This window comes from Pseudomonas sp. ICMP 10191 (genome assembly GCF_001467335.1).
Classification (GTDB): domain Bacteria; phylum Pseudomonadota; class Gammaproteobacteria; order Pseudomonadales; family Pseudomonadaceae; genus Aquipseudomonas; species Aquipseudomonas cerasi.
This window is the reverse complement of record NZ_LKGW01000024.1, coordinates 114,330-128,311: the sequence shown is the minus strand read 5'-3', so window position 1 is coordinate 128,311 and position 13,982 is coordinate 114,330. Positions and strand designations below refer to the sequence as shown.

Here is a 13,982-nt window from a genome sequence, read left to right as displayed (position 1 = left end):
GCCGTGATGATGAAACTATTAGAAGAAAACCAGACCACTGACCTGGAAAACCTGGTCGGCGCCGACAAGGTCGGCCTCACCCGCCGCGGTTTCATCAGCGCGGGCGCATTGTGCGGCGCTGCGATGTTTCTCGGCGGCAACCTGCTCAGCCGTACCGCTCTGGCCAACAGCGTCAGCGCGGCGTCTGGCAGATTGCTCGGCTTCCAGAGCATTCCTGCTGCCACCGCCGACAGCATCAGCCTGCCAGCAGGTTACACGTCCTCGGTACTGATCAGTTGGGGCCAGCCTCTGCGAGCGGGCGGTCCGGCGTTCGACCCGAGTGGCAAGGGTACCGCCCAGGCTCAGGAGGTGCAGTTCGGCGACAACAACGACGGCATGTGCCTGTTCCCGATGCGGGGTCGCAAAGACCATGCTTTGCTGGCGATCAACAACGAATACACCAACTACCGCTACCTCTTCGAGCATGGCAAGGAGCCGCAATCGGCTGAAGAAGTGCGCAAGGCTCTCGCCGCAGAAGGCGTGTCAGTGATCGAGGTACAGCAGAAAAACGGCAAATGGCAGTTCGTGCAGGACTCGCGTTACAACCGTCGCGTGCATGGCAATACGCCGATCAGGCTGAGTGGCCCGGCGGCCGGTCACGAATGGCTCAAGACTGACGCCGACAAGACCGGCACCCGCGTCCTGGGGACTTTCCAGAACTGCTCCAGCGGCCAGACACCGTGGGGCACGTACCTGACCTGTGAAGAGAACTTCACCGACTGCTTCGGCAGCAGCAACCCGGAGCAGACATTCGATGCGGGCATGAAGCGCTATGGCGTCGTGGCTGCCAGTAAAGAGATCAACTGGCACCCGCACGACCCGCGCTTCGACGTGGCGAAAAACCCCAACGAGGTCAATCGCCATGGCTGGGTGGTCGAGATCGATCCGTTCGACCCCGAATCGACGCCGGTCAAGCGCACGGCACTCGGGCGTTTCAAGCACGAAAACGCCGCCTTCACGCAGACCAGGGACGGGCGCGCCGTGGTGTACATGGGCGACGACGAGCGTGGCGAGTTCATCTACAAATTCATCAGCCGCGACCGGATCGATCGCAAGAACCCGAAAGCCAATCGCGACCTGCTGGACCACGGCACCCTGTACGTGGCGCAATTCGACGCTGGCAACGGCAACCCGGACCATCCAAAGGGCAACGGCCAGTGGATCGAACTGAAATACGGCAAGAACGGCCTCGATGCCGCTGCCGGTTTCGCCAATCAGGCTGAAGTGTTGATTCATGCACGGCTGGCCGCCAGCGTGGTCAAGGCCACGCGCATGGACCGCCCGGAATGGATCGTGGTCAGCCCCAAGGATGGCCAGGTTTATTGCACGCTGACCAACAACATCAAGCGCGGCGACGAAGGTCAGCCGGTTGGCGGGCCGAATCCACGCGCCAAGAACCAGTACGGGCAGATCCTGCGCTGGCGCGAAGGCGGCAACAATGCGTCGGCGATGGCGTTCGAGTGGGACCTGTTTGTGGTCGCGGGCAACCCGACCGTACATGCCGGTACGCCACAGGGCGGGTCGAGCAACATCAACGCGCAGAACATGTTCAACAGCCCGGACGGCCTGAGTTTCGATCGATCGGGTCGGCTGTGGATCCAGACCGACGGCGACTCCAGCAACAAGGGTGACTTCGCTGGCATGGGCAACAACCAGATGCTCTGTGCCGACCCGGCCAGCGGCGAGATCCGCCGTTTTCTGGTTGGCCCGATCGGTTGCGAAATCACCGGCATCAGCTTTGCGCCTGACTACCGGACGATGTTCATCGGCATCCAGCATCCCGGTGAAAACGGTGGCTCTACCTTCCCCGAGCATTTGCCCAACGGTAAACCGCGCTCATCGGTGATGGTCATCACCCGGGAAGATGGCGGCGTTATCGGCGCCTGATCGGCAATCAGGAAGAGGACGCAGATCGCTCATCGTTATATAAAGGTCTGCTATTGATTCTGGCCGGAGGCCGTGGGAGCGAACTTGTTCGCGAAGAGGGCTGTATGATCGTCGAAAATGCATCGACTGAAACACCGTCTTCGTGAGCAAGCTCACTCCCACAAGGATCTTTACTCCGCCTGATACTGCGCGTCGAGCCCCGCTTTCCGGGCTCATCAAGACTTGAGTATCACGCCGGGCGCAGAGCGTGGGAGCGATGAGCAATCAATCAATCAACCCGTTCACATCGTAGAACGGGTATGGCCCTTCATAGTCGCCGAACACGGCGTTATGACTGACAAATCCCTGTTCCGAATGCCAGCGATGCAGCACGTAACCTGCCGGTTCCAGATTGAAATGCGCAGGCGCGGCTTCGTCGAGGTCGAGGACGATCTGGTGTGAGGTGCCCGGGCAGATGCTCGCCACGCTGCCTCCGAAACGTCGCTGCATCGGTCGATGCAAATGTCCGCACAGCAAACGCTCCACTTGCGGATGCTGGGCGATCACGCGCTCCAGCGCCGATGCGTTGCCGAAGGATTCGCGGTCCATGTGCCCTATGCCGGTAATGAACGGCGGATGGTGCATGACGATCACGGTCGGCACGTAAGGACGACGGGACAGCTGTGCGTGCAGCCAGTCCAGCTGACAATAATCCAGTTGCCCGCCATGCTCGCCGGGAATGGTCGTGTCCATGCCGATCAGGCGCACCGGGTATTTCTCAACGACCCAGTCCAGAGGACCGCTGGCCGACAACGGCAGGTACACCTGCTCGGCAAACGCGGCCAGCAGGTTGTGCCGATCGTCATGATTGCCGGGTACCAGATAGAACGGCATCTGCAGAAGCTCCAGTTCGGGCTTGAGCACGGCGTATTCGTCCTCGCGACCGAAGTCCACCAGGTCACCGCTGATCACCACGATGTCGGGGCGCTGCTTGCTGGCATTGATGTGCGCGACCGCGCGGCGCAGCGCCCCCAGGGTATCGACCACGCCATAGGTCAGGCGCCCGTCGGCTTTGAGGTGCAGGTCACTGATCTGAGCAATAAGAAACGGACGATTCAAAATAATCTCTCTACGAAAAACGAATTCACGAATGCAGGGTAAACAGCACTTGCGGGTCGACGCTCAAGGCAATGACTGCGTTTGCGGCATAAATCACGTTGTCGGTGCTGTCTACCAGCAGCGGCTGCGGGCCACCGACATCGACCAGCAAGCGACTTTGCGCGCCCTGAAAAAACTGCCCGACCAGACGCCCATGAATATGGCCGTTTCCTGACATCAAACGCAGGTGCTCGGGGCGGCAGTAGACCGTGCCCGGTACGTCAGCACCGTGCCACGGCAGCTCGCCGCCGCTCACCTTGAGGCCTGACGGGGTGCGCTCGACCACGCTGAACGCATTCAGATTGCCGACAAACCCGGCGACGAACGCATTGGCAGGTTGTTGATAGATGTCCCTCGGCGTCGCCAATTGCGAGACGCAGCCTTTTTCCATGACCAGAATCCGGTCGCCCAGGGCCATCGCCTCGCCCTGATCGTGAGTGACGAACACCGAGGTGATGCCCAGCCCACGCAGCAACTGATCCAGCTCACTGCGCAAGCGCTCACGCAACTGTGCATCCAGTGCCGCCAGCGGCTCGTCCAGCAACAGCACCCGGGGGCGCGGCGCCAGGGCCCGGGCCAGCGCGACCCGTTGGCGCTGCCCGCCAGACAGCTCGTTGACGCGGCGCTTGCCGTGGCCGGTCAAACCGACCAGTTCCAGCAACTCATCGCAACGCTTGTTGCGCTCGGCAGCCGACAGACCACGAATCTTCAGGCCGTAAACGATATTGCCGGCCACATCGAGGTTGGGAAACAACGCATAGTTCTGAAACACCATGCCCACGTCGCGCCGCTCGATGGGCAGACGTGTCACGTCCTGATCATCGAACAACACCTGCCCGACGTCCGGACGTTCAAGCCCTGCAATCAGCCGCAAGGTGGTGGTCTTGCCGCAACCGGACGGACCGAGAATCGCCAGCGTTTCGCCGGGCTCGATGGTCAGGTGCAGATCCTTTACAGCAACGGTGCCGTCGGCAAATGCCTTGCGGCAGCCTTTCAGGCGAATGGTGGTTCCGCTCATCGGCTCTCTCCACGGGCAAGACGCGCGCTGATGGCCTGCAACGCAATCAGCAGCGGCACAATCAGCAACAGAAAAAGAAGGGTGTAGGCACTGGCGACTTCCAGTCGGGCCGAGGCGTAACTGTCGGCCAGACCGACCGGCAGGGTCTTGGTCATCGGCGTGTGCAGCATCCAGGTCAGGTTGAATTCGCCCAGCGACAGGGTCACGACCATCAGCACACCGGCAAGAATCCCGGCCCGGCAATTAGGCACAACCACACTGAAGAAACGCTTGATCGGCCCGGCGCCCAGACTGGCGGCCGCCTCTTCGAGCACCGGCAGTTGCTGACGCTGCATCACCGCCATGACCGGGCGCACCAGGAACGGCAGGGTGAACAACACGTGGCCGACCAGAATGAACAACCAGCTGCTGCGAAAGCCGCCGAACTGGCCGTAGGTCAGCAGTAACGCGAGGGCGCTGGCCAGACCGGGCATGGCGACGGGCAAGACCATCAATTCCTCGAAGGCCCGGCTGAAGCGATTGTTCATGCGCACCAGCGCATACGCTGCCGGGACGCCCACCAGACACACGCAGATTGCGCACGCCACGGCCAGTTGCAACGACAGCCAGACGGTCGGTGAATAGGCCTGCCAGACCTGCACCAGCCAGTCGAAGGTCAGACCGCTCGACAGGCCCAGAAAATAGTTGCGCGTCAGGCCGGCCAGTAACGACAGCACCACCGGGACCAGCATGAACGCGCAGACCAACAGCGTGAACGCCAGTTGTACTGCAAACAACGGAGAACGTTTCACAAGGGAACTCCCGATTTACCGACCATGCGCCGGGCCAGCAACAACACTGCCCACGTCACCAGCCCGAGGATTACCGACAGCGCTGCGGCCACCGTGAAGTTGGCGTAATTGGTGAACACGTTGTAGATCGCTACCGGCGTGACGTTCAGACGCGTGCCCAGGGTAAAGGCCGTGCCGAATGCGCCCATCGACGTGGCGAAGCAGATCGCGCCGCAGGACACCAGCGCGGGTGCCAGCCCCGGAACGATCACATCGCACACCACGCGCCAATGACCCGCGCCCAGCGAATGCGCGGCTTCTTCAAGGCTGCGATCCAGACTTTCGCAGGCCGCCATGACCGTCAGAATCACTCGCGGAATCGAGAAATACAGATAGCCGATGAACAGTCCGGTCAGCGAATAGGCGAACACCCAGCGCTCGCCCGCCAGGTGCAACCCGAGCGCGGCGAAGATACCTTGGCGACCGGCCAGCAGAATCACCAGAAAGCCGACCACCACACCGGGAAACGCCAGCGGGAAGGTCAGCAAAGCCACCAGCGCAGAGCGTCCGAAGAAGTGGTTGCGGGCCAGAAACACACCGCTGATGCCGCCGACCAGTAACGCCGCGAGCGTCACCACCAGCGCCAGCAGGCAGGTTTGCGCCAGACTGCCCAGGTACTGAGGACTGCTCAGGACCTGCCAGTAACCGCTGCCATTGCCATCGGACCCTTGCGTGCCGAGCATGATCAGGTGGGTCAGCGGCAGCAACCAGAATGCCAGCAATACGGCCATCGCCGGAGCCAGCGCCACGGCAGCGGTCGGGCGCAGCCGCAGCCTGAAAGATCCGCCCTTGCGCAGAGCCAGCGCTTGTTCCGGCGAGGCCGACATTACTTCACCTCACGCAGATAACGGGCGGCGAAGGCTTCCTGCACGGCGGCCATGTGCTGGTAATCCACCACACCGGCACGGGCGTAATCGCTGTCCGGCAAGAACTGCGCAGCAACATCGGCAGGCATCTTCGAGCGTACCGGGCGCAGATAGGCCTTGGCCCACAGCGCCTGACCTTCATCGGACAGCACGAAATCCAGCACCTTCTCGGCGTTGGCACGATGCGGCGCCTTGGCGACCATGCTCATCACATAGGGAACGCCGATGGTGCCTTCCTTGGGAATCACGAAGGCAACGTTGGCCTTGTCCTTGTAGCGAGCGCGATAGGCGTTGAAGTCATAGTCGACCAGAATCGGCAGCTCGCCGGACAGCACGCGTGCATAGGCGGTTTGCTTGGGCACGATGGGCGAGTTTTTCGCCAGTTTCTGGAAGTAGTCGATGGCCGGACCGAAATTTTCCAGCGTGCCGCCCATGGCCTGGTTGATCGCCACGGCGGACACGTAACCGACGAACGCGCTGGACGGGTCTAGGTAGCCGACCATGCCCTTGTACTCGGGCTTGAGCAGATCCGCCCAGCTTTGCGGCACCGGCAGACCGCCCAGTGCGTCCACGTTGACCATGATGCCGAGGGTCCCGGAGTGAATCGCGAACCAGTGCCCTTCAGGGTCTTTCAAGCCTGCCGGAATCTCGTCCCAGTGTTTGGGTTTGTAGGTATCGACCACGCCGGCCTTCTGCGCCTGCAGGCCAAAGGTCACGCCGTAATAGACCACGTCAGCGACCGGTGCGGCCTGCTCGGCAACGATCTGCGCCAGCGCCTGGCCGGAGTTCTTGTTGTCCAGCGGCACCTGGACACCGGTGCTGTCGGCAATCGCTTTGAGCTGCGTTCCCCAGTCGGCCCATTCGGGCGGGCAGTTGTAGCAGATGGCGGTTTCGGCGGCCTGGGCGAGGCTGGCCGCACCACATAACAGCAGTGCCGCGAGGGTTTTACTGAGGCTGAGCATGAAGCATCTCCTGGTAGGGCTGGGTGCTTTCGCCGGGCCGGATGTGGCACGGCAGACAATGAGAAACAGGTACTGCGCCAGCAATCCGTGCCAGTAATTGGTCGATGACAATGTGCGCCAGCTCGGCGATGGGCTGAACCACGCTGCACAAGGTCGGGTGCATCTGCGTGCCGAGGGCGATGCCGTCGAAGCCGATCACCGACAGGCGCTCGGGAACGCCCCAGCCGTTGCGACGTAATTCGGCAATCAGGCTGATGGCCAGCAAATCGTTGGAACAGACCAGCGCGCTGGGCGCGTCCGGGCCACGTAACAGGGGTTCCAGTGCAGCGAAATCGGCGCTTGTATGAGCAGGCATTTCAATCACTGGTCGCGCTTCAAGCCCACGCTCGGCCATGGCGTCGCGATAGCCTTCATAACGCAGTCGGGCGCGGTCGGACTGCATGGCCGGGCCTGCGACCATGGCGACTCGCTGATGGCCTGCATCGATCAGGTAACGAGTGGCCAGCGCCATGCCCGCCCGGTTATCCACAGACACCGCGCTGTAATCCGGGTTACCGGTCTGGTGATAGGCCAGCACGAACGGAGTGTCTTCATTGATCAGGCTTTGCAGTACCCGGTTGTGCTCGGCGTCGGTCACCGTCAGCACCAGCCCGTCGACCCGCTGACGCAACAACTCCTCAACCACGGCGCTTTCACGCTCTGCGGTGTAGTCGGTGGTTGCCAGCAGCAGGTTATAACCCCGCGCCCGCGCCGCCCGTTCCATGGCCTGAAACTGTTCGGCAAACACCGGGTTGAGCAGGTTGGGCACCACCACGCCAATCAGGTTGGTGGTTTGCAGACGCAACTGGCGGCCCAGCCGATTGGGGCGAAAACCCAAGGCGCGGGCCGCAGCGAATACCCGCTCGCGGGTTTCCGAGCGCACGACGTCGGGGCTTGCGAAGGCACGTGCCGCAGTAGCCCGGGAAACCCCGGCCAGATGCGCTACCTCTTTCAGATCAGTCATTGCCGCTCACTTGAGATCGATCTCATTGACGGCGACTCTAGGCGTCGAACATGGCTATCTCGCTAACGACTCATGACTTTTTGATGACAAAAGAGCCCGAAGGCAGATTAAACGGATGGGGTTTGGCGAAGCGGGACCGGTCTGCGTTACCATCAGCGGTCCGACGCGGCAACCTGCTGCGCGCAGGAGTAGTCATGGCTCACCCGTTTGCAACACTTACTCCCGATCTGGTCCTGGATGCTGTCGAAAGCATCGGTTTTCTCAGCGATGCCCGCATCCTGGCGCTCAACAGTTACGAAAACCGCGTCTATCAGGTCGGTATCGAAGACGGCCAACCGCTGATCGCCAAGTTCTATCGCCCACAGCGCTGGACTACCGAAGCCATCCTTGAAGAGCACAGCTTCACCGCTGAACTGGTCGAGGTCGAAGTGCCCGTGGTCGCGCCCATGGTGCACAACGGCGCAACCCTGTTCGAGCACGCCGGTTTCCGTTTCACGCTGTTCCCGCGTCGCGGTGGACGAGCACCGGAGCCAGGCAATCTCGATCAGTTGTATCGCCTGGGCCAGTTACTGGGGCGTCTGCATGCCGTCGGCTCGACCAAACCGTTCGCGCACCGTGAAGCCCTGGGCGTGAAGAACTTCGGCCATGATTCGGTCAACTATCTGCTGCAAAACGACTGCATCCCGCGCAGCCTGCTGCCGGCTTACGAGTCAGTGGCTCGTGACCTGCTCAAGCGTGTCGAAGACGTTTACGCGGCCACACCGCACACCAACATCCGCATGCATGGCGACTGCCACCCCGGCAACATGATGTGCCGTGACGAGATGTTCCACATCGTCGATCTGGACGATTGCCGCCTCGGCCCTGCCGTCCAGGATATCTGGATGATGCTGGCCGGCGACCGCCAGGAACGTCTGGGTCAGCTGTCGGAGCTGATGGACGGCTACAACGAATTTCATGATTTCGATCCACGCGAACTGGCCCTGATCGAACCGCTGCGTGCCTTGCGCCTGATGCACTACAGCGCCTGGCTGGCCCGGCGCTGGGATGACCCGGCGTTTCCGCACAGCTTTCCGTGGTTCGGCACGGAGCGCTATTGGGGCGACCATATCCTGGCCCTGCGCGAGCAGATGGCAGCACTGAATGAAGAACCGCTGAAACTGTTTTGACCTGATGAGCCCCAAGTTATCGTGCGGCGCTCCGCGTCGCATGCAGTTCTGGACGCTCCGCGTCCGATCCTGAGCAAGCGGCGCGGCACAGATGTCGTGAATCAGTCGAACCTGTGTATAACATCGAGCGCTCCAGCGTCAGTACAATCAAAACCATCAACCGCATCACCCCACAATAAAACCGGAATTTTCTGCATTTAAGGGACGCTCCATGCAAGCTGCCAATCCACGCCGTGGATACATTCTGGGCCTGAGTGCTTACATCATCTGGGGCCTGTTCCCCATCTACTTCAAAGCCATTGCCGCGGTTCCGGCCATCGAGATCATCATCCATCGCGCGCTCTGGTCGGCGCTCTTCGGCTCGATTGTGCTGATGTTCTGGAAGCATCCCGGCTGGTGGCGCGACCTGCGCGACAATCCGCAACGGCTGGCCGTGCTGGCGCTGAGCGGCACGCTGATCGCCAGCAACTGGATCATCTACGTCTGGGCAGTGAACAACGGGCGCATGCTGGAGGCCAGCCTCGGGTATTACATCAATCCGCTGGTCAACGTGCTGCTCGGCATGTTGCTGCTGGGCGAGCGCCTCAGACGCCTGCAAATGCTGGCAGTCGCTTTCGCCGCGATGGGTGTCGCACAGCAGGTCTGGCACGTCGGCAGCCTGCCGTCGGTGTCGCTGGCGCTGCCACTGACCTTCGCGTTCTATGGGCTGATCCGTAAACAAGCCCCGGTCGCTGCCCTGCCCGGCCTGGTGGTCGAAACCTGGATGCTCGTGCCGCTGGCACTGATCTGGCTGACGCTCAACCCGACGGCCGTGAGCGCCCAGCCGGAATTCTGGACCACCACGCAAGCCATCTGGCTCGCCGCCGCAGGCCCGGTGACGCTGGTACCGCTGGTGTGCTTCAACGCCGCCGCCCGCCATTTGCCGTTCACCACCCTGGGCTTCCTGCAATACATCGCGCCCACACTGGTCCTGCTGCTGGCTGTGCTGCTGTATGGCGAACACCTGACCACCAGCACCATCATCACCTTCGCTTTCATCTGGACGGGGCTGGCGATCTACAGTGTGGATATCTGGCTGAAATCCCGCGGCCGTCACTGATCAAAAAACAGACAACATCTTGCAGGCCACGCAAAACGTGGCCTGCAAAGGGTTCTCCAAGGGTTATCCACAGGCAGACTCACCTTATCTGTGCACAAGCCCTTGAAACTGCTGGATTTTTGATCAATCGCCGCCAAGCCACGGCCGACGTGGCGCGCAACGCGATTCCCCCAGGTTATCCACAGGCAGGAGCACGATTAACTTGGATAACCTGGATACCTTTCCAAGCATTGAATTATGCACACTTTTTGGTACACTCCAAATATGAGTAATCTCCCACCCACTTTGACCGTCAAGTTTTTCCGGACCGAAACAGGCAATGAACCTGTACGTGAATGGCTGATCGATCTGCCACGCGATGATCGTAAGGCAGTCGGCACTGACATCAAGACGGTCCAGTTCGGATGGCCAATAGGTATGCCTGTGGTCCGTAAAATGGAGCCAGACCTTTGGGAAGTCAGAATTGATTTGAAGGAAAAGATTGCACGAGTACTGTTTACCGTCGAAGCCCGCACAATGGTTTTGCTTCATGGCTTCATCAAAAAAAGTGAAAAAACTCCCGCGTCCGATCTGGAAACTGCCAGACAGCGCAAGGCAGCACTGAAGAGGAAAAGGTAATGAACGAGCACATTGGCTCCGACTTCGATGATTTCCTTGCCGAGCAAGGTTTTGCCGAGGAGGTTTCTGCCGCAGCTCTGAAGCGAGTCATCTCTTGGCAGATCGCCGAAGTCATGAAAAAGCAAAAGGTGACCAAGAAGGCCCTTGCCGAGCGCATGCACACAAGCCGGACGGCAGTGGACAGGGCCCTGGATCAAAACGATCCGGGAATGACTCTTGCGACGCTGGCCAGCGCAGCAAGAGCGCTGGGGCAACGTGTAGAAGTCAGACTGGTACCGGAGCGAGAAGCAGTCCGCAGCTGAATAAAAACAGTGATCGGACTTACTCCTTGGCCCCCAGCACCAACTCCACCATCAAATCATCCGCCAGAGTCTCGAGCGCCGTCTGCAGGTCATCCAGTGAAAGGTCCTGAGGGACGCCCAACACCGCGTCGGCGTGGAACAGCAGTTCGCTGCTCATGGGCGCGGGGGACACGTTGGTAATCAGGTGTTCGACATTGACGCCCTGCCCGGCCAGCAAACGGGTGATGTCGCGTACGATGCCGGGGCGGTCGTTGCCGACCAGTTCCATGCTGATCATTCGAGTCGTATCGGTGGTCTCGACCACGCTCTCGGCCAGCAACATGCGGATGCCATGGGCTGACAAACCATTCAGGGCCTTGATCAGGTCATCATAGTTTTCTGCCTCGACGCCTACCTTGAGGATCCCGGCAAATTGTCCGGCCATGCGCGACATGCGACTTTCCAGCCAGTTGCCGCCATGCTCGGCGATGCAGCGTGCGATGCGTTCGACCTGACCCGGTTTGTCGGGAGCAACCAGCGTTACGACGAGATGATCCACGGTCAATTCCTCTTTCTGCACAGATGATTTGGAGACAGCGTCGGTCTTACGAGTATAGGCATGCCCGAAGGGCAGCTCGCTCGCGGTAAATCGTGTACCGTTTGCCACGCTTTATGGAACAATCCTGAGCGTTTCTGGGAACACGGTGAATATCACCGTGACCCAATATGAATATCCAGTCGTTTAGTGACATATTCAGCGACGTTTTCACGCGATGACGGCTCATGTAGTATCCCGAATTGCGCACTACATGACACCAAAATCAATAACAGAGCGCTCCCCGAGTGTGCTCGACCCTGCTGAGCAGAGTGAGGCAAGTGCAATGACTGAGTACGTTCAAGTCGGTGACCTGCAAGTCGCCAGAGTCCTGTTCGACTTCGTGCAGAACGAAGCCACCCCCGGAACCGGCGTCGACGCCACTGCGTTCTGGGCCGGTGCGGACCAACTGATCCACGACCTTGCGCCAAAGAACAAGGCACTGCTCGCCAAACGTGATGAGTTACAGGCGAAAATCGACGCCTGGCACCAGTCGCATGCCGGGCAGGCTCACGACGCCTCGGCCTACAAAGCCTTCCTTCAGGAGATCGGTTACCTGCTGCCAGAAGCAGCGGACTTCCAGATCACCACGCAAAACGTCGATGAAGAAATCGCCACCATGGCCGGCCCGCAGCTGGTCGTGCCGGTGATGAACGCCCGGTTTGCGCTGAATGCGTCGAACGCCCGCTGGGGTTCGCTGTATGACGCGCTCTATGGCACCGACGCCATCAGCGAAGCAGGCGGCGCGGAAAAGGGTAAAGGCTACAACAAGGTGCGTGGCGACAAGGTGATCGCGTTCGCTCGTGCCTTTCTCGATCAGGCTGCGCCTCTGGCAGCAGGTTCACATGCAGACTCGACGGCTTACAAACTGATCGACGGCAAGCTGGTCGTCAGTCTCAAGGGTGGCAGCAATACCGGCCTGCACGATGACGCCCAACTGGTCGGTTTTCAAGGCGATGCCCTGGCACCGTTTGCCTTGCTGCTCAAGCACAACGGCCTGCACTTCGAACTGCAGATCGACGCCGCCAGCCCGGTCGGGCAGACCGATCCGGCAGGCGTGAAAGACATCCTCATGGAAGCGGCGCTGACCACCATCATGGACTGCGAAGACTCCATTGCCGCCGTCGATGCCGACGACAAAGTGGTTGTCTACCGCAACTGGCTGGGCCTGATGAAGGGTGATCTGGCCGAATCGGTGTCCAAGGGCGGTGAAACCTTTACCCGCACCATGAACCCGGACCGCGTCTACACCACGCCAGAGGGCGGCGAAGTCACGCTGCATGGTCGCTCGCTGTTATTCATTCGCAACGTGGGTCACCTGATGACCATCGATGCGATACTCGACAAGCATGGCAACGAAGTGCCGGAAGGCATTCTCGATGGCCTGCTGACCAGCCTTGCAGCCATCCATAACCTAAACGGCAACACCTCGCGCAGCAACAGCCGCAGCGGCTCGATGTACATCGTCAAACCGAAGATGCACGGCCCGGAGGAAGCTGCATTCACCAACGAACTGTTCGGGCGCATCGAGCAGGTACTGGGCTTGCCGCGTAACACCTTGAAGGTCGGGATCATGGACGAGGAGCGCCGTACCACGGTCAACCTCAAGGCCTGCATTGAGGCCGCCAGCGAGCGCGTGGTGTTCATCAACACCGGCTTCCTCGACCGCACCGGTGACGAAATCCATACCTCCATGGAAGCAGGCCCGGTGGTGCGCAAGGCGCAGATGAAAGCCGAGAAGTGGATCGCTGCCTACGAGAACTCCAACGTCGACATCGGCCTGAAATGCGGCCTGCAAGGTCGCGCACAGATCGGCAAAGGCATGTGGGCCATGCCGGACCTGATGGCCGCCATGCTGGAGCAGAAAATCGCTCATCCACTGGCGGGTGCGAACACCGCCTGGGTTCCCTCACCTACGGCAGCCGCGCTGCACGCCCTGCACTATCACAAGGTCGACGTGTTCGCCCGTCAGGCCGAACTGGCGCAGCGCGAGCAAGCCTCGGTGGATGACATTCTGACCATTCCGCTGGCACCGAATACTGACTGGACGCCGGAAGAAATCCAGAACGAACTGGACAACAATGCGCAGGGCATTCTTGGCTATGTCGTGCGCTGGATCGATCAGGGAGTGGGGTGTTCGAAAGTGCCGGACATCAACGACATCGGCCTGATGGAAGACCGCGCCACGCTGCGCATCTCCAGCCAGCACATGGCCAACTGGCTGCGTCACGGCGTTGTCAGCGAAGCTCAGGTCCTGGAAAGCCTCAAGCGCATGGCACCGGTGGTGGATCGCCAGAACGCCAACGACCCGCTGTATCGCCCTCTGGCACCCGACTTCGACAACAACATCGCCTTCCAGGCGGCGGTCGAGCTGGTCATCGAAGGCACCCGGCAGCCCAACGGCTACACCGAGCCGGTATTGCACCGTCGCCGCAGGGAGTTCAAGGCCATCAACGGCCTGTAACTCGCCGCCCGGGC

13 protein-coding genes are annotated in these 13,982 nt (G+C 60.7%); 6 read left to right on the top strand and 7 right to left on the bottom strand.

Going from position 1 to position 13,982, the window contains the following annotated elements:
* Positions 1 to 9: 9 nt before the first annotated feature.
* Positions 10 to 1,926, top strand: coding sequence for a PhoX family protein (locus AO388_RS03805; RefSeq protein WP_058416088.1), 1,917 nt, complete (start codon positions 10 to 12; stop codon positions 1,924 to 1,926).
* A gap of 264 nt (positions 1,927 to 2,190) precedes the next feature.
* Here the strand turns inward: AO388_RS03805 and AO388_RS03800 are convergent, their stop codons facing one another.
* Genes AO388_RS03800 through AO388_RS03775 form a run of 6 tightly spaced genes read right to left on the bottom strand, consistent with a single transcriptional unit; the run spans position 2,191 to position 7,742 of the window.
* Positions 2,191 to 3,024, bottom strand: coding sequence for a phosphodiesterase (locus tag AO388_RS03800; protein ID WP_046720087.1), 834 nt, complete (start codon positions 3,022 to 3,024; stop codon positions 2,191 to 2,193).
* Positions 3,025 to 3,049: 25 nt separating this feature from the next.
* A complete protein-coding gene (locus tag AO388_RS03795; protein WP_046720088.1) occupies positions 3,050 to 4,081 on the bottom strand; it encodes an ABC transporter ATP-binding protein in 1,032 nt (343 codons plus the stop codon).
* A complete protein-coding gene (locus AO388_RS03790) occupies positions 4,078 to 4,872 on the bottom strand; it encodes an ABC transporter permease (RefSeq protein WP_003432594.1) in 795 nt (264 codons plus the stop codon). Before AO388_RS03790 ends, AO388_RS03795 begins: the two co-directional genes overlap by 4 nt.
* Positions 4,869 to 5,738: an ABC transporter permease gene (locus AO388_RS03785; protein ID WP_024661938.1), complete on the bottom strand. Its 870-nt coding sequence runs from the start codon at positions 5,736 to 5,738 to the stop codon at positions 4,869 to 4,871. Before AO388_RS03785 ends, AO388_RS03790 begins: the two co-directional genes overlap by 4 nt.
* The gene (locus AO388_RS03780) at positions 5,738 to 6,739 is read right to left on the bottom strand and encodes an ABC transporter substrate-binding protein (RefSeq protein WP_054081715.1); all 1,002 of its coding nucleotides are present in this window, start codon (positions 6,737 to 6,739) and stop codon (positions 5,738 to 5,740) included. Before AO388_RS03780 ends, AO388_RS03785 begins: the two co-directional genes overlap by 1 nt.
* Positions 6,723 to 7,742: a LacI family DNA-binding transcriptional regulator gene (locus tag AO388_RS03775; RefSeq protein WP_003372438.1), complete on the bottom strand. Its 1,020-nt coding sequence runs from the start codon at positions 7,740 to 7,742 to the stop codon at positions 6,723 to 6,725. The genes AO388_RS03780 and AO388_RS03775 overlap by 17 nt, the downstream gene beginning before the upstream one ends.
* A gap of 194 nt (positions 7,743 to 7,936) precedes the next feature.
* Here AO388_RS03775 and AO388_RS03770 point away from each other — a divergent pair, with 194 nt between their 5' ends.
* The 4 genes from AO388_RS03770 (at position 7,937) to AO388_RS03755 (ending at position 10,930) form a co-directional block, all read left to right on the top strand.
* Positions 7,937 to 8,911: a serine/threonine protein kinase gene (locus tag AO388_RS03770; RefSeq protein ID WP_003432591.1), complete on the top strand. Its 975-nt coding sequence runs from the start codon at positions 7,937 to 7,939 to the stop codon at positions 8,909 to 8,911.
* Positions 8,912 to 9,122: 211 nt separating this feature from the next.
* On the top strand, positions 9,123 to 10,010 hold the full coding sequence (rarD, locus tag AO388_RS03765) for an EamA family transporter RarD (RefSeq protein ID WP_058416063.1): 888 nt from the start codon (positions 9,123 to 9,125) through the stop codon (positions 10,008 to 10,010).
* 264 nt (positions 10,011 to 10,274) lie between these two features.
* Entirely contained in the window at positions 10,275 to 10,628 is a 354-nt protein-coding gene (locus AO388_RS03760) for a type II toxin-antitoxin system RelE/ParE family toxin (protein ID WP_024649925.1), read from the top strand.
* The gene (locus AO388_RS03755; RefSeq protein WP_058416062.1) at positions 10,628 to 10,930 is read left to right on the top strand and encodes an XRE family transcriptional regulator; all 303 of its coding nucleotides are present in this window, start codon (positions 10,628 to 10,630) and stop codon (positions 10,928 to 10,930) included. Before AO388_RS03760 ends, AO388_RS03755 begins: the two co-directional genes overlap by 1 nt.
* Positions 10,931 to 10,949: 19 nt before the next feature.
* On the opposite strand, the gene AO388_RS03750 is transcribed toward AO388_RS03755, so the two are convergent.
* Positions 10,950 to 11,468, bottom strand: a complete 519-nt coding sequence (locus tag AO388_RS03750; RefSeq protein ID WP_003432583.1) for a glycine cleavage system protein R — start codon at positions 11,466 to 11,468, stop codon at positions 10,950 to 10,952.
* Between the two features lie 322 nt (positions 11,469 to 11,790).
* Here AO388_RS03750 and AO388_RS03745 point away from each other — a divergent pair, with 322 nt between their 5' ends.
* On the top strand, positions 11,791 to 13,968 hold the full coding sequence (locus AO388_RS03745) for a malate synthase G (RefSeq protein WP_058416061.1): 2,178 nt from the start codon (positions 11,791 to 11,793) through the stop codon (positions 13,966 to 13,968).
* Positions 13,969 to 13,982: the final 14 nt, after the last annotated feature.